Annotated in this window: 20 protein-coding genes and 1 tRNA gene; 8 read left to right on the top strand and 13 right to left on the bottom strand. The window is 58.6% G+C overall.

The genetic code is table 11. The features are described from left to right. The first annotated feature begins 151 nt into the window (after positions 1-151). A complete protein-coding gene (gene fumC, locus ACFVTJ_RS04710) occupies positions 152-1,543 on the top strand; it encodes a class II fumarate hydratase (protein ID WP_386905017.1) in 1,392 nt (463 codons plus the stop codon). A gap of 176 nt (positions 1,544-1,719) precedes the next feature. After that, on the top strand, positions 1,720-2,652 hold the full coding sequence (locus ACFVTJ_RS04705; protein WP_386905015.1) for an alpha/beta hydrolase: 933 nt from the start codon (positions 1,720-1,722) through the stop codon (positions 2,650-2,652). A 100-nt stretch (positions 2,653-2,752) separates the two neighbouring features. On the opposite strand, the gene ACFVTJ_RS04700 is transcribed toward ACFVTJ_RS04705, so the two are convergent. The 4 genes from ACFVTJ_RS04700 to ACFVTJ_RS04685 all read right to left on the bottom strand — a co-directional run bounded on the left by ACFVTJ_RS04700 (position 2,753) and on the right by ACFVTJ_RS04685 (position 6,994). After that, positions 2,753-4,381, bottom strand: a complete 1,629-nt coding sequence (locus ACFVTJ_RS04700) for a CTP synthase (protein ID WP_386905013.1) — start codon at positions 4,379-4,381, stop codon at positions 2,753-2,755. A gap of 159 nt (positions 4,382-4,540) precedes the next feature. Then, positions 4,541-5,017, bottom strand: coding sequence for a preprotein translocase subunit SecG (secG, locus tag ACFVTJ_RS04695; RefSeq protein ID WP_386905012.1), 477 nt, complete (start codon positions 5,015-5,017; stop codon positions 4,541-4,543). A gap of 115 nt (positions 5,018-5,132) precedes the next feature. Then, entirely contained in the window at positions 5,133-5,903 is a 771-nt protein-coding gene (gene tpiA / locus ACFVTJ_RS04690; protein WP_386905010.1) for a triose-phosphate isomerase, read from the bottom strand. 209 nt (positions 5,904-6,112) lie between these two features. Then, entirely contained in the window at positions 6,113-6,994 is an 882-nt protein-coding gene (locus ACFVTJ_RS04685) for an alpha/beta hydrolase (RefSeq protein WP_386905008.1), read from the bottom strand. 225 nt (positions 6,995-7,219) lie between these two features. On the opposite strand from ACFVTJ_RS04685, the gene parE reads away from it, so the two are divergent. Continuing rightward, positions 7,220-9,340, top strand: coding sequence for a DNA topoisomerase IV subunit B (gene parE, locus ACFVTJ_RS04680; protein ID WP_386905006.1), 2,121 nt, complete (start codon positions 7,220-7,222; stop codon positions 9,338-9,340). Between the two features lie 86 nt (positions 9,341-9,426). On the opposite strand, the gene ACFVTJ_RS04675 is transcribed toward parE, so the two are convergent. The 3 genes from ACFVTJ_RS04675 to ACFVTJ_RS04665 are packed head-to-tail and all read right to left on the bottom strand — an operon-like array spanning position 9,427 to position 10,744. Beyond that, entirely contained in the window at positions 9,427-10,035 is a 609-nt protein-coding gene (locus ACFVTJ_RS04675) for an ATP-dependent Clp protease proteolytic subunit (protein ID WP_386905004.1), read from the bottom strand. A gap of 41 nt (positions 10,036-10,076) precedes the next feature. Further along, positions 10,077-10,433, bottom strand: coding sequence for an SRPBCC domain-containing protein (locus ACFVTJ_RS04670; protein WP_386905001.1), 357 nt, complete (start codon positions 10,431-10,433; stop codon positions 10,077-10,079). Next, on the bottom strand, positions 10,430-10,744 hold the full coding sequence (locus tag ACFVTJ_RS04665; protein ID WP_386905000.1) for an ArsR/SmtB family transcription factor: 315 nt from the start codon (positions 10,742-10,744) through the stop codon (positions 10,430-10,432). The genes ACFVTJ_RS04670 and ACFVTJ_RS04665 overlap by 4 nt, the downstream gene beginning before the upstream one ends. A 156-nt stretch (positions 10,745-10,900) precedes the next feature. Here ACFVTJ_RS04665 and ACFVTJ_RS04660 point away from each other — a divergent pair, with 156 nt between their 5' ends. Then, complete coding sequence (locus ACFVTJ_RS04660) at positions 10,901-12,457, top strand: phospholipase D family protein (protein ID WP_386904999.1); 1,557 nt, start codon at positions 10,901-10,903, stop codon at positions 12,455-12,457. A gap of 15 nt (positions 12,458-12,472) precedes the next feature. Here the strand turns inward: ACFVTJ_RS04660 and ACFVTJ_RS04655 are convergent, their stop codons facing one another. The 5 genes from ACFVTJ_RS04655 to ACFVTJ_RS04635 all read right to left on the bottom strand — a co-directional run bounded on the left by ACFVTJ_RS04655 (position 12,473) and on the right by ACFVTJ_RS04635 (position 20,770). Continuing rightward, a complete protein-coding gene (locus tag ACFVTJ_RS04655; RefSeq protein WP_386904998.1) occupies positions 12,473-13,306 on the bottom strand; it encodes a response regulator in 834 nt (277 codons plus the stop codon). 160 nt (positions 13,307-13,466) lie between these two features. Then, a complete protein-coding gene (locus ACFVTJ_RS04650) occupies positions 13,467-15,980 on the bottom strand; it encodes an FAD-dependent oxidoreductase (protein ID WP_386904996.1) in 2,514 nt (837 codons plus the stop codon). A gap of 265 nt (positions 15,981-16,245) precedes the next feature. After that, entirely contained in the window at positions 16,246-16,584 is a 339-nt protein-coding gene (locus tag ACFVTJ_RS04645; protein ID WP_080816929.1) for a hypothetical protein, read from the bottom strand. Further along, positions 16,581-17,720, bottom strand: a complete 1,140-nt coding sequence (locus tag ACFVTJ_RS04640; RefSeq protein WP_386905283.1) for a hypothetical protein — start codon at positions 17,718-17,720, stop codon at positions 16,581-16,583. The genes ACFVTJ_RS04645 and ACFVTJ_RS04640 overlap by 4 nt, the downstream gene beginning before the upstream one ends. Positions 17,721-18,115: 395 nt before the next feature. After that, positions 18,116-20,770, bottom strand: a complete 2,655-nt coding sequence (locus tag ACFVTJ_RS04635) for a mechanosensitive ion channel family protein (protein WP_386904993.1) — start codon at positions 20,768-20,770, stop codon at positions 18,116-18,118. A 145-nt stretch (positions 20,771-20,915) separates the two neighbouring features. Here ACFVTJ_RS04635 and ACFVTJ_RS04630 point away from each other — a divergent pair, with 145 nt between their 5' ends. Then, positions 20,916-21,170, top strand: a complete 255-nt coding sequence (locus ACFVTJ_RS04630; RefSeq protein WP_269711426.1) for a GlsB/YeaQ/YmgE family stress response membrane protein — start codon at positions 20,916-20,918, stop codon at positions 21,168-21,170. A 154-nt stretch (positions 21,171-21,324) separates the two neighbouring features. Then, positions 21,325-21,400 (top strand) — tRNA-Lys (locus ACFVTJ_RS04625). Between the two features lie 169 nt (positions 21,401-21,569). Here the strand turns inward: ACFVTJ_RS04625 and ACFVTJ_RS04620 are convergent. Beyond that, positions 21,570-21,929, bottom strand: a complete 360-nt coding sequence (locus tag ACFVTJ_RS04620; protein WP_386904992.1) for an energy transducer TonB — start codon at positions 21,927-21,929, stop codon at positions 21,570-21,572. Positions 21,930-22,308: 379 nt separating this feature from the next. On the opposite strand from ACFVTJ_RS04620, the gene ACFVTJ_RS04615 reads away from it, so the two are divergent. Both ACFVTJ_RS04615 and ACFVTJ_RS04610 read left to right on the top strand, forming a co-directional pair. After that, entirely contained in the window at positions 22,309-22,641 is a 333-nt protein-coding gene (locus tag ACFVTJ_RS04615; RefSeq protein ID WP_386904990.1) for a hypothetical protein, read from the top strand. A 166-nt stretch (positions 22,642-22,807) separates the two neighbouring features. Continuing rightward, positions 22,808-23,059 carry a hypothetical protein gene (locus ACFVTJ_RS04610; RefSeq protein WP_006315380.1) on the top strand — a complete coding sequence of 84 codons (252 nt, stop codon included), beginning with the start codon at positions 22,808-22,810 and terminating at the stop codon, positions 23,057-23,059. The last annotated feature ends 41 nt before the right edge of the window (positions 23,060-23,100 follow it).

Here is a 23,100-nt window from a genome sequence, read left to right as displayed (position 1 = left end):
ACACGAAAATCACCGCAACCCAAGGGGAAATATCTTCCCGCACCGCATGACAGCGGCTTTCTTTGCTGCCGCGATGATTCTATATATCGGCCGCGCAAGGCGGGCGAAGGCGCCGTTTTGGCGGAGGAAAACAAGTAAAAAGGCAAGATTGATGACAGCCACACGGACGGAATCCGATACATTTGGCCCTATTGACGTTCAGGCCGATCGCTACTGGGGCGCGCAGGCGCAGCGCTCGCTCGGCAACTTCAAGATCGGCTGGGAAAAGCAGCCGGCATCGGTCGTTCGCGCGCTCGGCATCGTCAAGCAGGCCGCCGCCCGCGCCAATATGGCGCTTGCCGGCCTCGACCCGAAGATCGGTGAAGCCATCATCGCCGCCGCACAGGAAGTCATCGACGGCAAGCTGACCGAGCATTTCCCGCTCGTCGTCTGGCAGACCGGCTCCGGCACCCAGTCCAACATGAACGCCAATGAGGTGATTTCCAACCGCGCCATCGAAATGCTCGGCGGTGAGATGGGCAGCAAGAAGCCCGTTCATCCCAACGACCACGTCAATATGAGCCAGTCTTCGAACGATACCTATCCGACGGCGATGCACATCGCCTGCGTGGAAGAAATCGTTCACCACCTGCTGCCGGCCCTCAAGCACCTGCACAAGGCGCTGGAAGCCAAGGTCAAGCAGTTCGAAAAGATCATCAAGATCGGCCGCACCCACACGCAGGATGCGACGCCGCTAACGCTCGGCCAGGAATTCTCCGGTTACGCTGCGCAGGTCGCCTCCGCCATCGCCAATATCGAAACCACCCTGCCCGCGCTTTCCAAGCTCGCCCAGGGCGGCACGGCCGTCGGCACGGGCCTCAACGCCCCCATCGGCTTCGCCGAAAAGGTCGCCGAGGAAATCTCCAAGATCACCGGCCTGCCCTTCGTCACCGCGCCAAACAAGTTCGAAGCGCTCGCCTCGCATGATTCCATGGTCTTCTCCCATGGCGCGATCAATGCGGCAGCAGCGGCACTGTTCAAGATCGCCAACGACATCCGCTTCCTCGGTTCCGGCCCCCGCGCAGGTCTCGGTGAACTCTCGCTGCCGGAAAACGAGCCCGGCTCGTCGATCATGCCGGGTAAGGTGAACCCCACCCAGTCGGAAGCACTGACGCAGGTTTGCGCCCACATCTTCGGCAACAATGCAGCGCTCTCCTTTGCCGGTTCGCAGGGCCACTTCGAGCTCAACGTCTATAACCCGATGATGGCCTACAACTTCCTGCAGTCCGTCCAGCTTCTCGGCGACGCCGCCGTCTCCTTCACCGACAATTGCGTCGTGGGCATCGAGGCCCGCGAAGACAATATCAAGAAGGGCGTCGAAAACTCGCTGATGCTGGTGACGGCGCTGAACAGCAAGCTCGGCTACGACATCTGCGCCAAGATCGCCAAGACCGCCCACAAGAACGGCACGACGCTGCGCGAAGAAGCCGTTGGTGGCGGATACCTCACCAACGAGGAATTCGACCAGTATGTGCGCCCGGAGAACATGATCGGGCCGAAGTAAGCCGGTCGGGATTTGTCGCTGGATTTAGAACGGGCCTTCGGGCCCGTTTTTTGTGAGTGTCTACCGAGCCAGGATCGGATCGCCCGCAAGATTGACCAATTGGCTTTTTATATCGACCTCATACACTGCTGTTCGGGGAAAGACTGAACACGCAATGCGCGATTGAGGACCACATCATGATCTGCCGCCGCAGCCTGCTTTTTGCCGGCGGACTCCTCGCAACAGCGATGAAAGTCCCAAATCTGCTTGCTGAGGACGATCGGCCTCGCATTGCCCTTTGGCCCAACCGGCCTCCGGGCGGTGGCGGTCCGGATGGTCCCTCGGATATCAGCAACAAAGGCGCCGTCACCAACATCGCCATACCAAGCCTTGAGATATTTGCCCCGGAAAAGCCAAATGGGTCAGCGATGATCATCGCAGGAGGCGGTGGATATAAACGCATAGAGGAAGGCAAGGAATCCTATCCCGCCGCCCGCTGGCTCGCGGCCAGAGGCATTTATGCCTTCGTCCTCAACTACCGCCTGCCGATTGAAGGATGGGCCCTCGGACCCCTCGCACCGTTGCAGGATGTGCAGCGCGCGTTTCGTCTGGTGCGTGCACGCGCTTCAGACTGGCAGATTGATCCGCACAGGATCGGCGCGCTCGGCTTTTCAGCGGGTGGCCATCTGATGGGGCTTGCCGCCGCCCGCTCGGCATTTACGTCTTACGAACGTATCGACGACATTGACGGGCAATCAGCCCGCCCGGATATTGCAGCGCTGATCTACCCCGTTATCACGCTTGAAATTCCCTATGACGATACCTCGACCCGCAGATCGCTTGTCGGCAGACACCCGACAGAAAAGGCCATGCGCGAATGGTCGGTCGAAAGCCATGTGCGAAAGGATTGCCCGCCAATTTTTCTGACGCAGGCCGATGACGATCGAATTTCCAATCCAGCCAACAGCCGGCTCATGCGAGACGCCTGTGAAAAGGCTGGCGTAGACGTCGAATTTCATCCGATCGCATCCGGCGGCCACGGGTTCGGCATGGGCAAGCCCGGCAACCCTACGGTGGAATGGCCGAACTGGTACGAGGCGTGGCTCCAGAAGCATAATTTTCTGGGGTAAGGCGCGTAAGCGAGCCATCGCACCGTGCATCCTGAGACGCACGATCGCCCAAACAAAAAAGGGCCGCTTTCGCGACCCTCTTCGTAATCCTTCCAAACCGTCAAACCAGCCGGCTCTGCTCCACCGCCGCTTCAATGAAGCTTGCGAAAAGCGGATGCGGGTCGAGCGGGCGGCTCTTCAGTTCCGGGTGGTACTGAACACCGATGAACCACGGATGGTCAGGATATTCCACCGTTTCCGGCAGCACACCATCTGGAGACATGCCGGAGAAGACGAGGCCGCAATTTTCCAGCCGGTCCTTGTAGTCCACATTCACCTCGTAGCGGTGACGGTGGCGCTCGGAAATATCCGTGGAGCCGTAAATCTCGGCGATCTTGGTATCTTTCTTCAGCGCCGCCTTGTAGGCGCCGAGGCGCATCGTGCCGCCGAGATCGCCCTTGGAGGAGCGCTTCTCCAGCTCGTTGCCCTTCACCCATTCGGTCATCAGACCAACAACCGGCTCGGCAGTCGGGCCGAATTCGGTGGAGGATGCATTTTCGATGCCGGCAAGATGACGCGCCGCTTCCACGACCGCCATCTGCATGCCGAAGCAGATGCCGAAATAGGGCACGTTGCGCTCACGCGCGAACTGCGCCGCCATGATCTTGCCTTCAGAACCGCGCTCACCGAAACCGCCCGGAACCAGAATGCCGTTGACCTTTTCAAGGTATGGCGTCGGATCTTCCTTTTCGAAGACTTCCGACTCGATCCACTCCAGCTTGACCTTGACGCGGTTGGCAAAGCCGCCGTGATGCAGCGCCTCGATCAGCGACTTATACGCGTCCTTGAGGCCGGTATATTTGCCAACGATCGCAATCGTGACCTCGCCTTCCGGCGTGCGGATACGGTTGCAGACCTTTTCCCACTGTTCCAGACGCGGCTTGGGCGCTGGCTCGATGCCGAACGCGGCCAGCACTTCCGAATCGAGGCCTTCCTTGTGGTAGGCGATCGGAACGTCATAGATATTCGCCACATCCAGCGCCTGGATGACGGCGGAAGGACGCACGTTGCAGAACAGCGAAAGCTTGCGGCGTTCCGCTTCCGGAATTTCCCGGTCTGCGCGCACCAAGAGGATGTCGGGGTGAATACCGAGCGCCTGCAGTTCCTTCACGGAATGCTGGGTCGGCTTGGTCTTCAGCTCGCCTGCTGCCGGAATGTAGGGCATCAGCGTCAGGTGAAGATAGATCGCCGTGCCGCGCGGCAGATCGTTGCCGAGCTGACGGATCGCTTCCATGAACGGCATCGCCTCGATGTCACCCACCGTGCCGCCGATCTCGCAGATGACGAAGTCGTAATCGTCATTGCCTTCGATCACGAAATCCTTGATTTCGTTGGTGACATGCGGAATGACCTGAACCGTTGCGCCGAGATAGTCGCCGCGCCGTTCCTTGTCGATGATGTTCTTATAGATGCGACCGGTGGTGATGTTGTCGGTCTTGGTGGCCGAACGCCCGGTAAAGCGTTCATAGTGGCCAAGGTCGAGGTCCGTCTCGGCACCGTCGTCAGTCACGAACACTTCGCCGTGCTGTGTCGGGCTCATGGTGCCGGGATCAACGTTCAGATAGGGGTCGAGTTTGCGAAGCCGCACCCGATAACCACGGGATTGCAGCAAAGCTCCGAGTGCAGCAGCTGCGATGCCCTTACCGAGAGAGGAGACCACGCCGCCTGTGATGAATACATATCGCGCCATGGGATTCACCGGATACCTTTTTACCTCTGATTCCGCCAGCCCAAATTTCATGCTGTTACAAATTCGCTGTTGACGAATGTGTAATTCAACTGGCCGGAATACGAACAAAAGAAAACCGGCAGGCTTTTGGCCTGCCGGAGCGTTAAATCAAAACCGGGCTTATTGACCGGTCGGAACTGCGTTCGGATCGGCTGGCTGCGCCGGGGCCGGGGCGGCCGTGCCGGAAGCGGCCGGAGCCGGTGTGGTCTGTGCCGGTGCGTTCTGGGCCGGTGCAGCAGCACCGCTATTGGTCGGCACGCCATTTTCAGCCGGAGCCGGTGTTGCCGGTGCCGTCGTCGACGGACCGAGCGTATCGAGAATGCCGTTACCCTGTCCCTGAGTGGCCGGAATACGGTTCAGAATATCGGTCGGGCGCGATTCGTACCGGGTCATGAGACCAAGGCCGAGCGACGTCAGGAAGAACAGCGCGGCGAGGATGCCCGTGGTGCGGGTCAGCGCATTGGCCGTTCCGCGCGCGGACATGAAGCCCGAACCGCCGCCGATGCCGAGGCCGCCGCCTTCGGAACGCTGGATCAGGACCACGCCGACAAGCGCCAGCACGATCATGAGGTGAATAACAATCAAAACGGTCTGCATGACAATCCATTCCATGCCCCGCACGGAGCACCATAAAGAAGGTTTTGCGGCTCTTTACATGAGGCGAAGGCTTATTCCAAGCCCCTTTCCCGATACTCTTTCAGGAAAGCCTCATTCAGGCCGTCAGTCGCTCATATGCCGCATAGATGGACAGGAAGTCCGACGCTTTCAAGCTCGCGCCACCAATCAGCGCGCCATCCACGTTCTCCACGCCCATCAGCTCCAGCGCATTGGCGGGCTTTACCGAGCCGCCATAGAGAATGCGCATGGTCTTGCCGGCATCGCCGAAGCGCTTGACGAGCTCGTCCCGCATGAAGGCATGGGCCTCGCGCACATCTTCCGTGGTAGGGGTAAGACCGGTGCCGATCGCCCAGACCGGCTCATAAGCGATAACGGTGTTTTCCGCGGTCGCCTCATCCGGCAGGGAGCCGGCAAGCTGGCGCTTCAGGATATCGAGCGTCTGGCCCGCCTTGCGCTCATCCGCCGTTTCCCCAATGCAGACGATGGCAATGAGATCGGCCGCATGGGCGGCGGATGCCTTGGCGCGAACCAGATGGTCGGTCTCGGCATGGTCGGTGCGGCGCTCCGAATGGCCAACGATGACATGGGTGCCGAAGCAGTCGGCAATCATCTCGGCGGAAATATCGCCGGTATGCGCGCCGGAGGCATTCTGGTGGCAATCCTGCGCGCCGATCATCAGCGGGCTGTCATCGCACAGCGCCGTTGCCACGTAGAGCAAGGTCGAAGGCGGGCAGATCAGCGCATCCACCTTCTCGGACAGTGCGCCCTTGACGCCCTCTGCCATGGCCTTGATCTGATCGAGCGAGGCACGCGTGCCGTTCATCTTCCAGTTTCCGGCAACAAGCGGTCGAACATTCGGCGTCATGCGTATCCCATTCCCTTTGTCTAGGAGCGCCGCAAACGCGCCCCATCCCTCGGCCGCAGCCGGCCCTTGATCAAGACAGAAGCTCTGCCTGAATTTCCCGGATATTCCTTTAGCCGCAGCCGGCGGCAATTGGTACAAAAAAGCGGTCCAAGGGTTAAAACCAGCGGCAAATCTGGAAAATTTGTCGTGACCGGGCCCGGAATGCTCCCCTATCGGCTGAAAATCCAGTTCAAAACCACGCGCCAGTCGGTCATTCGCACCGGGGTGCCGTGACTGCCGGTCTCGTAACGCGTGAACCGCGCCGGCTCGCCAGCCTTCAACAACGTGCGGAAGATCGTCGCTTGGCTGTCGGCCGAATAAACCTTGTCGGCGCTGCCGTGGGTAAACCAGACCGGCTTCTTTGCCTTCGCGAAAGCGCTTTTCGGAAAGTCGGGATCGACAGCACCACCGAGGATCGCCATGCCCTTAAGGTTAGCGACCGCCGCCTTGTCACGGCTGATGCCATAGCAGATGAAACTGCCCATCGAGGCGCAAGTCAGAATGACGGGCTTTCCGCCCGATTTGTTGGCCGCATCGGCAATCAGTGCAGCTACATCGGCAACGCCGTTCTCATCGAAGGACCGAACGCTCGGCACGTAATAGGTGCCGCCATTGGCGACGGCCAGATTCTTCAGCCGGTTGAAATTACCGCCGAACGTATAATCGTTCATGCCAAGCCGCCGGTCACCGCCGCGCCCATGGATGAAGATGACGGTGAACGCCTGCCCGCTAGCCGGTCCGACGCGACCGACCTCAAGCGCCCTGCCCTCAACGGACATGGTTTCCAGCGCCTGCACCTTCTTCGGCGCCATATCCACATATTGCCGCTTCACCCGTCGCTCCGGCACCTCGTCGCGGCCGTTGATATCGCGCATCTCCTGATAGTCGATGACTTCGGATGCGCCGCTATCGCCCGTGGAAAGCACCGTCTGCGCGGAAAACAACTCGTCCTTGAAAGGCCGCAGCGGGCCCTCGGCGGCAGAGGCTGCGACGGGCATGGCCGCCACAGTCAGGCTAAAAAGAGTACAAAACGTGAAATGAGCTGTGGACATGCCTTGGCTAACCGTTCATTCGTGGCTGCGAGACTTGCCATCGCAAGGCCGGCAGCGCAATCCTCCTGTTGCGAAACCCTGACACAATTGTGGCATAGGATGCGCCGCGCTCGCCCAGACGAACCCGGTTCAATCGGACGGGAACCGCGTTTGGCGTTATGATTGACGCCGATGGCATAATGATTCGCATGGCGAAATTCTGACACACGCTTTTGAACTTTGGACATGATGGACGACAGCAACGATCTTTTCTCCGGTCTTCCGGCAGCACGAAACAGCGACACGGATACGAACGAGGACGCGGCGAAACCCGCGAAGGCCCCGGCGACCGCTGCCGCCAATGTGAATGTGCAGCCTAAACCGGCAGCCGTTGCCCCCGTCGCTTCGTCCGCTCCCCCCCCGCCCGTATCTCCCACCGGTGACGACTACGGCGCCTCATCGATCCGCGTACTCGAAGGCCTCGAGCCGGTGCGCATGCGCCCGGGCATGTATATTGGCGGCACGGACGAAAAGGCGCTGCATCATCTCTTTGCCGAAGTCATCGACAACTCCATGGACGAGGCCGTTGCCGGTCACGCCAATTTCATCGAGGTCCATCTCGATGCCGAAGGTTTCCTGACGGTAACGGATAACGGCCGTGGCATCCCGGTCGAGAACCACCCGCAGGTGCCAGGCAAGTCGACGCTTGAAGTCATCATGACCAAGCTGCATGCCGGCGGCAAATTCGACGGCAAGGCTTACGAGACCTCTGGCGGCCTGCACGGCGTCGGCGTTTCTGTGGTGAATGCGCTGTCCGACCTGCTGGAAGTCGAAGTCGCGCGGAACCGCAAGCTTTACCGCCAGCGCTTTTCGCGCGGCCTGCCGATCGGTCCGCTGGAAGAGCTGGGCGACGTGCATAACCGCCGCGGCACCCGTGTGCGTTTCCATCCCGATCCACAGATCTTCGGCGATCACGCGAAATTCGAGGCGGCCCGCATTTTCCGCATGGCTCGCTCCAAGGCTTACCTCTTCGGCGGCGTTGAAATCCGCTGGAGCTGCGATCCCGGTCTTGTGCCCGCCGGTGGCGAAATACCGGAAAAGGCCGTGTTCCATTTCCCCGGCGGCCTCAAGGATTACCTCGCCGCCACGCTCGGCAAGGAATTCACCGTCACCCGCGAGATTTTCTCCGGGCGAACCGAAAAGACCGGCGGCCACGGTGCGCTGGAATGGGCAGTCACCTGGTATGGGGGCGACACGCAGATCCATTCCTATTGCAACACCATCCCAACGCCTGAAGGTGGCACGCATGAAGCGGGCCTGCGCATCGCGCTCACCAAGGGCCTGAAAAACTATGCCGACCTGACGCAGAACAAGCGCGCCAAGGACATCACCACCGATGACGTGATGATTTCGGCTGCCGGCATGCTCTCCGTCTTCATCCGCGAGCCGGAATTCGTCGGCCAGACCAAGGACAAGCTCGCCACCGTCGAAGCCCAGCGCATCGTCGAAAACGCGCTGCGCGACCCATTCGACCATTACCTGACCGGCAATCCGGCCGAGGCGGCAAAGCTGCTCGACTGGGTCATCGAGCGCTCGGAAGAGCGCATGCGCCGCCGCAAGGAAAAGGAAGTCAACCGCAAGACCGCCGTGCGCAAGCTGCGCCTGCCCGGCAAGCTCGCGGATTGCTCCCAGAACACGGCCGAAGGTGCGGAACTCTTCATCGTCGAGGGTGACTCGGCTGGCGGCTCAGCCAAGCAGGCGCGCAACCGCGCCAATCAGGCCATTCTGCCGTTGCGCGGCAAAATCCTGAACGTCGGCAGCGCCAGCCGCGAAAAACTCTCCGCCAACCAGCAGATCGCCGATCTCATCCAGGCGCTCGGCTGCGGCACCCGCACCAAGTACCGCGAAGAAGATTTGCGCTATGAGCGCATCATCATCATGACCGATGCCGACGTCGACGGCGCCCACATCGCCTCGTTGCTCATCACCTTCTTCTATCAGGAAATGCCGGAACTCATTCGCGGTAATCACCTCTATCTGGCAGTGCCGCCACTCTACGTCATTCGCCAGGGCGCCAAGAGCGCCTATGCCCGCGACGACGCCCACCGCGCCGAGCTGATGGAAACCGTCTTCAAGGGCAAGAAGGTCGAAATTGGCCGCTTCAAAGGCCTTGGCGAAATGATGGCCCAGCAGCTGAAGGAAACCACCATGGATCCCGAAAAGCGCACCCTGCTGCGCGTCGAGATCGATGACGTGGATTTCGAAGGCACCCGCGAGGCGGTGGACAATCTGATGGGTACTAAGGCTGATGCCCGTTTCCGCTTCATTCAGGAACGGGCGGCCTTTGCGGATAATCTGGATATTTGATTATCCGGACCAACCCTTGAAAGGCAGCGCAGGGCGCTGCCTTTTGCGTTGATATGGAAGCAACATCTTGCGGGTAGTTCCCGGCACTACGCCGCGACATCTTCACGGACGCCCAGAACGCGGTCGATCAGGCCCCATTCCAAGGCTTGCTCCGCCGTCATGAAAAAATCCCGATCCATGGCCGCTTCGAATTTCTCGTAACTCTGTTTGCAATGTTCGGCGTAAAGCCGCGTCATGCGGTGCTTGGTCTGCTGCATCTCTTCGGCATGGATCAGCATGTCCGACGCCTGTCCCTGGAAACCGCCCAGCGGTTGATGAATATGGATGCTGGCATTGGGAAGTGCTGTGCGCTCGCCCGGTTCGCCCGCCATCAACAGAAACGATCCCATGGAACGTGCCGTGCCCATACAGAGTGTGTGAACCGGGGCGCGGATGTAATGCATGGTATCATACATCGCCAGACCGCTCGTGACGACGCCGCCCGGAGAATTGATATAAAGATGGATCGGTTTCTTCGGGTTTTCCGCTTCGAGAAAAAGCAATTGTGCGCAGACCAGCGCGGAAACCGCATCGTTAACCTCGCCGTTGAGGAAGATGATCCTTTCCCGCAGCAGGCGGGAATAGATGTCGAAAGACCTTTCTCCCCTTGATGATTGTTCGACGACCATAGGGACGAGTTGCATCACTTCGCGCATCGGCGAACTCCTGTCGTTAAAATGTTGAGGAACGTTACGCGTCAGGCGGCGAGCTTGATCGGCGAACCGTTGTGGTTTGCGGCGGCCTTCGTCACGCGGACGGTACGGACGGGCAGATCGTGAATGATGCTGAGGATGGTGCCGCCATCAGCATTCGCCGTGATCCTGACGGTAACCGTGCTTTCCAGAAATGGCGGATTATCCTCGCGCAACCGGTAGCGAAGCTCCTCGCCGGGCTTGATGTCGATCGCGTCAGGTTCAGCCAGAACCTTGTTCGGCAACCAGTGTTCGCGGAACGCCGGAATGCTGATGGCGCGCCACACTTTCTGCGGCGGCTCGTCCAGATCATATTCAAGCGCGATGCCGTTTTTAGGTGCTTCCGGTGTCTGCCTGTTCATTGGTCCATATCCTTCAACAGGAGTTTGAGAGCCTCAATGCGCTGTGGCCAATAGGCGCGATATTTCCCGAGCCAGGCCGCAATCCGCGTCAGCCCGTCCGGATCAACTTCGTAATTGACGAAACGGCCCTGCCGCTTCTCCACCACCAGCCCTGCCCCGCGCAGCACCGAAAGATGCTGCGACATGGCAGGCTGGCTGATCTCGATGCCTTGACGCAAGGCGGAAGCGTTCATCGCGCCGTCAGCCAGCTTTTCGAAAATGGCACGGCGCGTCGGATCGGCCAGCGCCCGGAAAATATCGTTCTCAGTCATGACAACACATAAGCACACACTTATCTGATTCACAAGCCCCTTCGGCACCTGGAAAACAGCGTATTCAATCCACAGAACCCTGTGCCGTGAACCCTTTCTCCCCTCGCGCGTTTGCGTTGTGCCTGATAATCTTCGGGCCGGGAGCGATCAAAACAAGTGACTGCATTTACGGTCTTCATCGTCATTCTTCTCGTGCTCATCGGGCCGAGCCTGTTCGTCGTCATCGGCAAACAGCGGGAAAAGGCCATTCCCAAACGCCCCTCCACGGCCCTCCCCGTTGCCGAAGACGAAACGGCGCTGGACCGTCACTGGCAATCGATCAGGAACGGCTGGAACGAGAAAAACGCACTTTGCCTGCTGCATTCCAACCTTGATGCCTTTGCCGTACGCGTGGCAGCGGCACGGGCGGCGGGGCGTAGTCTTGATCTCATGTATTACATGTGGAATGCCGACCTGACCGGGCGGCTGATGATGCGCGAGGTTATTGCCGCCGCGGACCGTGGCGTACGCGTGCGGCTGCTGCTCGATGATCTCGGCGTCTCCATGTCAGACCGCATCTTCCACGCCATCGACAGCCACCCCAACATCGAACTTCGCCTGTTCAATCCCACCCGAGCGCGGGAAAATATCCTGCATCGCAGTCTCGAACTGGTGCTGCGCTTCCGAAGCGTCAACCGGCGTATGCACAACAAGGCATGGATTGCCGATGGCCGCGCCGTGATCGTCGGTGGACGTAATATAGGCGACGCCTATTTCGATGCCGCCGAGCGGGCGAATTTCCACGATTTCGACATTCTCGGTTTCGGCAGGATCGTCGCCGACGCCACCGAAATCTTCGATGATTACTGGAACAGCGCCGTTTCCGTGCCGGTACGCTCGCTGCTGGCGCGCAGGCCAAATAAACTTGCCAAGTTGCGGCGCGAACTGGATGCGCTGCCCAAAAGCGAGGCGGCCAAACCCTATCTGGAGCGCGTCGAAAGCCAGTATGACCGCAACCATTTCCTGATGTCGGACCGCCTACACTGGGTCGAGGCGGCAGATGTTCTGGCCGATCCACCGGAAAAGGCGGCAGGCAAACGCCGCAAGGGTCACAACTTCCTGATGGAAAGCCTGCTGCCGTTGATGCAGGAGGCACGCGACAGCCTGCATATCACCTCCCCCTATTTCATTCCCGGCAAACAGGGATTGGGGATATTTTCACAACTTGCCGAAAGCGGCGTCTCCGTCGCTATCCTTACGAATTCGCTGGCCGCAACGGATGTGGCTGCCGTTCACGCCGGTTATGCCCGCTATCGAAAACCGCTTCTCGCCAGCGGCGTGCGGCTGCATGAGCTGCGCGCGCAGGCGGATCAGCCGAATTTCACCCTGCGCGGCTCGGGTCAGGCAAGTTTGCACACCAAGGCATTCACGCGAGATGGCAACAGGGGCTACATCGGCTCACTCAATTTTGATCCACGGTCCGCCTCGCTCAACACGGAAATGGGCGTGGTGTTTAGCTCTGCAGCACTAGTTGCATGTATGGACGAGATATTCGCCGACGAAATTCGCCGGACGATGAGTTTCGAGCTGGAAATCGACAAGGGCAAACACATCGTCTGGGTAACGGAGGAACAGGGGCAGTCAAGGATCTATCGTCGCGAGCCCGACGCCGCCATCAGCCGCCGGATCATTGCCGGCATCATGCGTTTCCTGCCGCTGGAATCCCAGCTATGACGAAAGGAGCCCCGCTCAGGCGGCCGGCCTTACTCCCGCCTTTGCCAGCTGAATCTGCACCAGTGTATCGAGGTTCTGGTTGACGCGGCAGTAAAATTCCTCGTCGATGAAAGGCCGCAGCATGAAATCATTGCCACCCGCCTTCAGGAAGCGCGCCGAAAGCAGCCGGTTGGTGGAGGACGATACGCCGATGATGCGTAGCTCATGCGAACCGCGCACGGTGCGGATGCGCCGCGTCAGTTCAAAACCGTCAATGTCAGGCATGTTGTAGTCGGTTACGACAAGACCGATATCGGGATTGGCTTTCAGGATTTCGAGCGCCTTCGCACCGCTGTCGGCAAGGCTGACGCGGAAATTATAGCGCTTGAGGCGGCTCGAAAGCAGCGCCCGCGCCGTCGGGCTGTCGTCGACGATCAGCACATGATGGCGGTGATTGGTGAGAAAGCGACAGACCGATTCCGTCAGCATGTCCACGGCGAAAATATTGTCCTTGAGGATGTAATCGACAACATCCTTGGCGATCAGCGTTTCGCGGGTCGCTTCATGAAAGGTACTGGTAAAAACGATGGTCGGGATCGAAAGATCGATCAGATATTCCAGCGCCTCGCCCTTTTCCGCCCCCGGCAGGTTGATGTTGGAAATGGCAAGTGTCACCGGCTCGGACGAATGTTCGTAACAGGCCTGCAACTCTTCAAATGAGCGGCAAACCTCCACGGAAACGCCCAGCATTTCATTAAGCCGCATGCTCACCATCTGCGTGAACACGTTGCTGTCTTCCGCCAGCAAAATCCGGCTATTGGTGAAAGGCACGCCCGAATATTGCATGCCCGTTATGCCCAGGAAATTCATTCTGTCCCGACCCCCATCGAATGTAAGCGGAAGATAACAGGCTCATTTTGCGGAATGATTAATAGCATTTTTCCTAAAGCATCAGTTGAGCACATGCTTACCTAAACGGAAATACGGCCCGCGAGGGGCCGTATTCCGACTTTGGGAGGGGATTTGGGTGTTATACGCGCAGAAGCGCGTTGTCGGTGTCGAAGGGGCTCTCTTCCACCACTTCGGCATCATAGGACGTGCCGAGAATGCGGATCTTGAGCTTGGTGCCGACTGCCGCGTATTCCGGCTTGAGCATGGCAAGCGCGATTGATTTGCCCATGCGCCAGCCGAAACCACCGCTAGTCGCACGACCGGCAAGCGCGCCGTTTTCATCGAAGATCGCTTCCGAACCGCGCGCATCAACATCCGTATTGCCCGACACAGTCAGCGTCGAGAAGACCGACTTCAGGCCCGCCTCCTTGTAGGCCACCAGTGCGTCGCGGCCGATGAAGTTCTTCTCAGGGCGCAGGAAGCGGTCGAGACCCGATTCATAGGCGTTGTATTCCACCGAAAGCTCGCGGCCCATATTGCGATAGGACTTTTCAAGCGACATGGACACCATGGCGCGGATACCGAAAGGCTTGATGCCAAATTCAGCGCCCGCTTCCATCAGCCGGTCGAAGATGTAGTTCTGCATCTCGATCGGGTGATGCAACTCCCAGCCAAGTTCACCCACGAAGTTGACGCGCAGCGCATGCGCCGTCGCAACGCCGACGGAAATCTGCTTGCCGGTGAGCCAGGGGAAGTCCTTGTTCTCAAGGCTGGTGCGGGTCAGCTTCTTAAGCAGATCACGCGATTTCGGACCGGCCAGAACCAGCACGCCATATTTCTGCGTGATCGGCTGCAGCACGACCGAGCCATCGGTCGGCGCCAGGCGGAACAGCACGTCATGGTCATGGGCTTCGAGACCACCGGCCGAAACCATGTAGAAGCGGCCCGGCGCCCATTCATAGACCGTGAATTCCGCCTTCACGCCGCCATTCGGCGTCAGGAGATGGGTGAGCGCAATACGGCCGCGCTTCTTCGGCACCGCATTGGCGAGAATGCTGTCGAGCCAAGCCCGTGCGCCCGGACCGGACACCTCCATCTTCGCGAAGGCTGACATATCGAGCACGCCGACATTCTGATGCACGTTCTTCACTTCGTTGCCGACATGCTCGAAGTAGTTCGAGCGGCGGAACGACCACTTCTCGACGATACGGCCGTCGTCCAGGGCTGGCGCATGGTTATGACTGGTGATGACATCGGCACCGACGCCAAGATCTTCCTCACGCAGCGCATAACCTTCCGGTGCGTACCAGTTGGCCCGCTCCCAGCCATAGACGGACCCGAACACGCCGCCGAGCTTCTTCAGACGGTCATAGACCGGCGTCGTCTTCAACGGACGGGCGGCAGAGCGCTCTTCATCCGGATAATGCATGGTGAAGACGTTGGCATAGGCTTCCTCGTTCTTGGCGATGAGGTAACCTTCCGTTGCGTAAGGGCCGAAGCGGCGCGGATCGACACCCATCAGGTCGAGCGTCGGCTCGCCATCGACGATCCATTCCGCCAGCTGCCAGCCGGCACCACCAGCGGCGGTGATACCGAAGGAATGGCCTTCGTTCAGCCAGAAGTTCTTCAGGCCCGGCGCGGGACCGACGATCGGATTGCCGTCAGGCGTATAGGCGATCGCGCCGTTATAAACCTTCTTGATGCCCACTTCGCCAAAGGCCGGAACGCGCACCATGGCGGTTTCGATATGCGGCATCAGGCGGTCGAGTTCTTCCTGGAACAGCTCATATTCGCTGTCATCGGAGGGACCGTCGACATAACAGACCGGCGCGCCGACTTCATAAGGACCGAGGATCAGGCCGCCCGCTTCTTCGCGCATGTACCAGGCCGAGTCGGATTCGCGCAGAACACCCATTTCCGGCAGGCCCTGACGGCGGCGTTCCTGAATGGCCGGGTGCGGCTCGGTGACGATGTACTGATGCTCGACCGGAATGACCGGAATGTTGATACCCACCATCTCGCCGGTCTTGCGCGCGAACGAACCCGTGCAGGAGATGATGTGTTCGGCGATGATCTCGCCCTTGTCCGTCGTCACCTTCCAGTGACCGTCTTCAAGCTGCTCGATGGCGGTGACTGTCGTGTTGCGATAGATGGTCGCCCCGCGGTCACGCGCGCCCTTGGCGAGCGCCTGCGTCAGATCGGCGGGCTGGATGTAACCATCGTCAGGATGCTGGATGGCGCCGAGCAGGCCGTCCGTTTCGCAGAGCGGCCAGATTTCCTTCACCTGCTCCGGCGTCAGCATGTTGACGCGCACGCCGATCGTTTCAGCAATGCCGGCATAATACATATATTCGTCCCAGCGATCCTTGGTGCGAGCGAGACGGATATTGGACACTTTGGAGAAACCGACATTCATGCCTGTCTCTTCCTGAAGCTCCTCATAGAACTTCACGGAATATTTGTGAATCTGGCCAACCGAGTAGCTCATGTTGAACAGCGGCAGAAGCCCGGCCGCGTGCCAGGTGGAACCGGAGGTCAGCTCCTTGCGCTCGATGAGCACGCTGTCGCTCCAGCCCTTCTTGGCAAGATGATATAGCGTCGAGACGCCGACAACGCCGCCACCGATCACCACCGCCCGTGCATGTGTCTTCATTTACAGAACCCCTGAAAAGTGCTGGCCTTGCCTTATTCCGCCAGCTTTGGATGGGAGGAATATGAAGCGCTTGCGGGTTGTTCAGCCGCCTGATTGCGACATGGCCATAGGGTGCTGCGACAGGGAAGAAATTGCTGTTGTGGGCGTGGGCTGTCGTATTGCCGCCGCCCAGCAGGACGACGAATAAGAGGATGTCGGGAAAATACCTGCCCATGGCAGCGTCGAGGATTTTCAAACCTCATGGCACCCAAAGACCAGCAGACGCCTATTTGGACCACCTGTTCTGAAGCTCCTTCTGCATATCAAGCATTTTAGGCTCATCCAGCTTGAAGTCCTTCAGCATATTATTGCCTGGGATAATGATCGTTTCCTTGAGCACGGGGGCACCCGGCAAGTTATGGATACCGCCGCCGCCCGGTGCCGGTGGTGGAATGGGAATAGGACTCCTGGGACCGGGCGGTGGTGGAGGCTCGCAAGGTGGAATCTCATATCGGCAGTCTATGGCAAATGGGAGGAAGACCCCATTGACGGGCTGTGCAAACACCTCTTGCGAATTCATCAAAAATGAAACGGCAAGTCCGAAAAAAATCGAAGCGCTTTTCATTTCCCTACCTCCGTTGAGGTCGCACATGCCAGCACGGTGCCTTTTACTTTTTTATCAGCGGAGGCTTTCGCCAGATCGTCCCTCCAAGCAGGCGTGCTGCCACGCATACCTAGTGAAACGGAATTGAACCCGATAACTAGTGGCCGCGCAAAACGACGATCAGAAAATAGGCCCGAACTATTCACGCTGCGGATGGCGTTTTCAGCCGCAAGCCTGTCCTTTATGGCGGCCTCTGCCGGAACGTCTTTGGGCGGTTCCGTGGACGATGACGTCACAACGTCCTGCAATTTCTCCATGTCGGGCCGACGGCTGGCCAGATTGGCTTCGATCAACCGACCACGCCCGTTGGTGACCTTCACGCCGCGAGTCAGAAATGCCTGCCGCACCACAAGCAGCCGGATGTCGTAGATGTAGCGCAGACCGCAATCTTTGGTTTCCGCACTCCTCAAAATGTCGCGGCCAAGAATATAGGAGAGCTTCTCGCGCAGATATTCATCGTTACAAAGGAGCTGCGTCTTCTCGCCGGCACAAAACTGAATCAATGCGTATTGAGCGTGAAAAGGATTGATGGCGTAGGTCTGGACGTTCTGCAGCTCGATTTCCTCGACATCAGCACGCGCGCCGCCGAAACCCATAGTGTTCCAGAGCCCAGCCATTCCTTCCCTTCGCTCGATCTTGATAACCGGGAAAAGCACATCCTTCACCTCAAGACCCGAGGTCGTGCCATTATTTTGGACTTCGCTGCGCGGCTGCGAAAGGGCAAGCTTTTCCTCACCCTGCTGCCAGCTATTGTCACCGAAATAAGGGGCTTCCGATTTCAGGGAAAGGTATTGTCGAAGATCCGGTATCTGCGTCACCTTGACGTAGCGGCCAATGAAGGATTCGCTCTGGAGATCGTCCGGTAGCGATTTAAACTTATGGCCTGAATCTACGACTTCGGCGATGATATCGCCGACGTAGATGTCCTCCTGGGGCGGATAGACCGGCGTTATGCCGAGCCGTCGGATGGATTCATTCCAGCGTTTGGGCAGGTAATCGTCGGTCACATCCGTCTCACCCATCAGGAAAAACAGACCCGCCGAGCCGGTAACGACCCCCGCCGTCAGAAGGGACAGCCGGGCGGCATGAGGCCGCATCCACGCCCAAACCCCTTTCAGCTTATCCCGAAAAGATGTTTTTGCAGGAACGGGGCCCGGAGGCTGGGCAGGCTGGGCAGGCTGGGCAGGCTGGGCAGGCTGGGCAGGCTGGGCATTCTCATCGACTGGATCCGGCATTTGAACCCCGACAGGAAAGAAATAAACTAAATAATAACCATAATATATCAACTTAAAGTTTACATATCAATACAGTCATTGCGGGTATTTCGATTATTTTTCATGACGGCGGCCGGGCATATCCGACCTCCATCAAAGTAAAAAGCTATCCCGGAAAGTATCCACCATCCACCGCAATGCAGCCGGGTGCGAGACATGGTCGCGCACCCACCGGAACCGATACCGGCGGCCAAATGATCGACATCGGCCGCAGTCGCTCAATTGTCCTTGCCGGCCACCTTCGCCGTCGTCGGCTGTTCCGCAACGGCCTTGTCGCCCGTCTTGTCACCTGCCTTGCCCGCATCCTTTTCCCCCACAGCGCCGGCAACGGGCGCAGCCGCCCCCGTATGGGCAACCACCGCCTTGTCGCCCTCTTCCGAAAGCAGTGCCGCCAGCATTTGCGGATTGGCGTCGCCTTCCACATGGATGTTGAGGTTGCGCTGCGGGAACGGGATGGCGATGCCCTCTTCGCGGAAGCGGTGGAGAATGGCGATGCGCAGCGCGTTTTTCACGGCAAGCCCGTTCGATAGATCCGCGAGGTGGAAACGCAGTTCGAAATCGAGCGAGAAATCGCCAAATCGCAGGAATTCCACATGCGGCTCGGGATTACGCAGCACCGGCGGCTGGGCCCGCACCAGTTCCAGCAGAATATCCATGACCCGCTGCGGATCGGAATCATACGCCACCGAAACCGGAATTTCCGCCCGCATGATGCGGTTGCGGTGTGTCCAGTTGCCGACGGAGGAATTGATGAACTCCGAATTCGGGACGATGATCGACTGGCCGCGGAACGTCTCGATCTCGGTCGCGCGCACGGAAAGCCGCTTGACCGTGCCTTCCGTCGTTCCCGTCACCACCCAGTCGCCCACCTTGAAGGGGCGCTCCACAAGAAGGATGAGGCCGGAAACGAAGTTGGAAACGATGTTCTGCAGGCCAAAACCGATACCGACCGAAAGGGCCGAAGCGACGAGCGCAAGACTTGAAAGATTGAGCCCGGCCGAGGAGACGCCGAAGATGGCGGCAACCGCGATGCCGAGATAACCGATACCTGTTTTCACTGAGTTGCGTACCCCGGCATCCACCTGGCCGCGCGCCATAACGTTATTGTCCAGCCACTTCTGGAACCAGCGGGTGATGATGTAACCGATGGCAAAGACGAGGACACCACCAAAGAGGCCGATCAGCGAAATGGAGGCATTGCCGACGGTGATGCCCGTCAGCAGGCGATAGGCCCAGCTTTCGATATCACCCGGCTGGAAGCCCCAGGAAAACAGGATGAGCGGCACGCCGAAAGCAAGTGCCACGGCATAGATGCCGAGCCCGGCGGCAAGACCGGCCTGATCGAGCGCAACCGGGCCGAGACCGAAACGTCGTCCGAGATAACGGCCGGCAAGAGATTCCGAAAAAGCTCCCTGCCGCGAAATCGCCTTGCCCGAGAGAATGCCGATATACATCGTCGCCAGCACCGCGCCGGTGGCGACGATCTGCGTGGCGAGAAAGCGCGCAAGACCGACATAACCGGTCAGGCATGCGCCGATGAGAACGAGACCGCCCACCCGCAGCAGAATGACCAGCCAACGCGGCAGGCGCTGATGGCCGGTATCAGAATCCTGCCCCTCACCGATCACCGGACGCAGGAACGAGACGGTAAGCAGGATGAGACCGATAATGATCGACGCGACAAAACTCTTGGCGACGGTGACAATCAGCGGCGAATAAAGCGTCTCGCTGATCGTGCCGAACAGGTAATCAAGACCGTTGACGAGCGCCATCAGGAGCACCGCTGAAGACAGCGTATGCGCGCCCTTGTTGGAGACTTTGAGCAGCCGCCACTCCGGTTGCGTCGGCGCAAAGATCGCATAGCTCAGCCGCGACACGAAATAAACAAAGCCCGTGACCGCCATGGCCCCGAACAGGATTGGAGCAATGTCGGACCGCAGCACGTTGAAATTATCGAGGAAGAAGGCCGAGGTGACGAGAAACAGGAACAGCGACAGCGATTGCACCATGGTCGACCAGAAGGCCACGGAAAGCCGCCGCAAATAGGAAGGCTCGCCCGTGAAAGCGCGCCGGTCCATGCGGCTGCCGAAAAAGCGGTAACCACCGACCAGAAACAGCAGCGCCGCCATGATCGACAGCATGACGGCGCCAAACATCGGCAACCGCTTGTAGTTCCAGACATAGGCCGCCCAGCTGCTGAAGGCGTTGTTGAGGTTGGTCAGTTCGGCCACAAAGGCGGAAGATGCGTCACCCAGGGTCTGGGCGGAAACTTCCGTGCGCTTGAACAGGGTGGCCGCAAAAAGCGCCCGGCGAACCGCGGTGATATTGTTGGAAATCTGCGCGGCATTGTTAGCGGTGGCTTCCACTTCGCTGGCCATGGCATTCACCTCGCCACGCTCCGCCGTCAGCCGATGTCGCTCCTCCGTCACCATGCTCGCTTCCGGGGGCTGGCCTTCGCCGGGTGCCGCACCCAGCGCGTCCAACCGGGTCTTGATCTGATCCAGACGCGCGCGAAGTTTGGCATTGGCGGCTGCGGCATCGGCAGCGATGCTGTCGGCCCGTCCCTTGAGGTCGACGAGCTGTGCATCATCGCGTCCGCCCGCCTCCACCTGCCCCGAGATGAATGCGATATCCGCCTTCCATTTTTCGAGGTCCGACCGCGTCTGCTCGACCATCGAGACCTGGATGGCGCCCGGCGTTGCCGGTGTCGTGGTTTCCTGCGCCAGCGCCGGCATTACCCAGAGACTGCTGAAGACAGCAAAAAGAACGGCAAAAATCGAAGCCATGCCGCCACCTCGCCGGCCGGCACCCGCCCGCACGCCGAACACCCGCCCGCCATTCATCCATCCGCCGAACATCAACCGCACATCCATGCCTTTCGTCTCTTCACGCCGCTTCAGGCTATTTAGCGCCTGCGGCGCGGAAAACCACCCGCATCAGGCGAGGTTTTCAGGAGTCTGCTTGCTTTTCACCACAGGAATCATCACCTTTGATAATGCAGCAACATGGGAGGAAATCATGGAATCTGCTGGCATTGGCTGGATCGCAGCTATCATCATCGGTGGTGTCGCCGGGTGGCTCGCCGAACAATTCATGAAAAGCAATATGGGTGTTTTCATGAACATCCTTCTTGGAATCGTCGGCGCAATCGTCGCCAACGCCATTCTTTCAGTATTCGGAATCGTTTTGACCGGCTGGCTCGGTTATCTCATCGCCGGCTTTGTTGGCGCCTGCATACTCATCGCCATTGGCAGAGCTTTCAGGCGCGGGTGAATAAAAGGAAAATCTGTAAAACCCCGGATTTCCAGGCTTTTCCAGCGCGACTGAAATTTTTTCGTCACAAAAATCGAAGAAATTTCATTTCCGCGCTGGACAACCCAAAACTTCCCCTTTATATGCCCCCTCACACCGCCACACGGTGCCGGTCGGGTGATTAGCTCAGTTGGTAGAGCAGCTGACTCTTAATCAGCGGGTCGTAGGTTCGAGCCCTACATCACCCACCAAATCTTCTTTAAATGACAAGACGTTGCGATGCTAACTTAAAGCATCGCATTGGCATGCCAGACGCAGCGACAGCCAGTCCCTCCCGAGTATGCAAAGCTACGGATAACGATCTGTAACGACGCCGTGGGACTCCACAGCTACGCTCGGCAAAATAGCCCCACGAGATATCTACAGCCCCGTTCCCGAGGACGGTTTTGCTCCCGTGAAGCGCGGCTCCAGCGGGCGACCGGCAATGCGGCTTCCGAACTCCTCCGTGAATGGTACGGGGGCCGCCTGCCTTACCGCATTGATGGCGGATTCGATAAAGGCCTGTCGTCTCGGGCTCTCTTCCTGCGGCCGCGCGGCAATGACGACCACCTTTCCCCTTATCTGCCCGTCCTTGTGCAAAATGAACCGCAGCGTCACCACCAACCCTTCCGTGTCCTCCGGCGGCACCCAGCAGGCATAGATCGCGTCGAACATTTCGTTGAGATTGCTGGCGGGTGTCGGATCCCCGCAGGTTCGCGACGGACCAGAAGCCTGCGTCATGTCGGCTGCGAGCAGAATGCCCGCAAGAACAGAACCAAATAGCTTGAAACGACGGCACAAAAATAGGAAGCAGATCATATAAATAACCAAATTATCAAATATAAATCCCTGAAATAAAGTATTTCATACAAAAATAGGATGACAAACCATAGATAAAAATTCTTCTATAAACAGAAATATGCAACGAAAAAGAAATAAATAAAATAACATAAATTGTATTATTTTACATCAATGCAGTAAATTAATTTACGAAAATACACTGACAAAGAGTGATCTAGAAACACGGCCTCGCCTCTTAACCAACCGTAAGAGTTTGTATTGCAAGCACCTGATTTCGCTGTATGGGTTACCTGCCAGAGCAAAAAGCAAGGGGGACATCATGACATCAAAATGGGTAATGGCGGCATTCTTCGGCGCAGCGGTGACGGTTGCGGGGACGGCACAGGCGGATGACCTGGTATTTACGCTGAAGAACGGCACTAATTCGGTTCTCAACGCCTTTTACACCTCACCGGTGGGCGTCAACAACTGGGAAGAAGACGTTTTCGGAAAGAACGCGCTTGGTCCGGGTGAGACGATGGAGATCACCATCGCCGACGGCCGCCGCGTCTGCAAATACGACATGCGCTTCGAGTTCCAGGGCGACGAGCTGGAGGATCTCGAGGATACGCAGAACCTGTGTGAACTCGGCGAATATACCATCACCGAATAGCAGACCGGCAAGAACGGCCCTGCCCGATCAAGGCGGGGCCTGAACCGGCGACCGGTCGGGCGTCTCCGCCACTGCGCAAACACCGATCTTTCGGAGAATTCCGGAAACGGTGAGATATCGGCGTGATAACCCTCTGCGTCTCCGCAAAGCTGTCTCAATCATCCCTATGATCGGGGCCATGAGATTGCTCATCAACATATCGCTTTTCATTCTCGGCGCTGTCGGGAGCGGAATATGCGCGTTCTTATTATCCGCAGCCCTCGCCGATTCGGGATTTCTCGGCTCCTGTTTTGAGGGAAATTGTGCCTATGCGGCGCTTTTCATGGTGCTGCCCGTGACATGGTTCGTGCTTTTTGCACTTTATGTCATGGCGCTCCTGATCTGGAGGCGAAAACCATTCCGGAACGGAAGGCTCTGAAAACGAGCATGATAGTCTCCTCGCTACCGAACGTTCGTTGA

The sequence above is a fragment of the Agrobacterium sp. NPDC058088 genome, from assembly GCF_042885035.1.
Taxonomy (GTDB): Bacteria; Pseudomonadota; Alphaproteobacteria; order Rhizobiales; family Rhizobiaceae; genus Agrobacterium.
The sequence above is the reverse complement of the archived record's forward strand: the minus strand, read 5'-3'. Positions and strand labels throughout refer to the sequence as shown.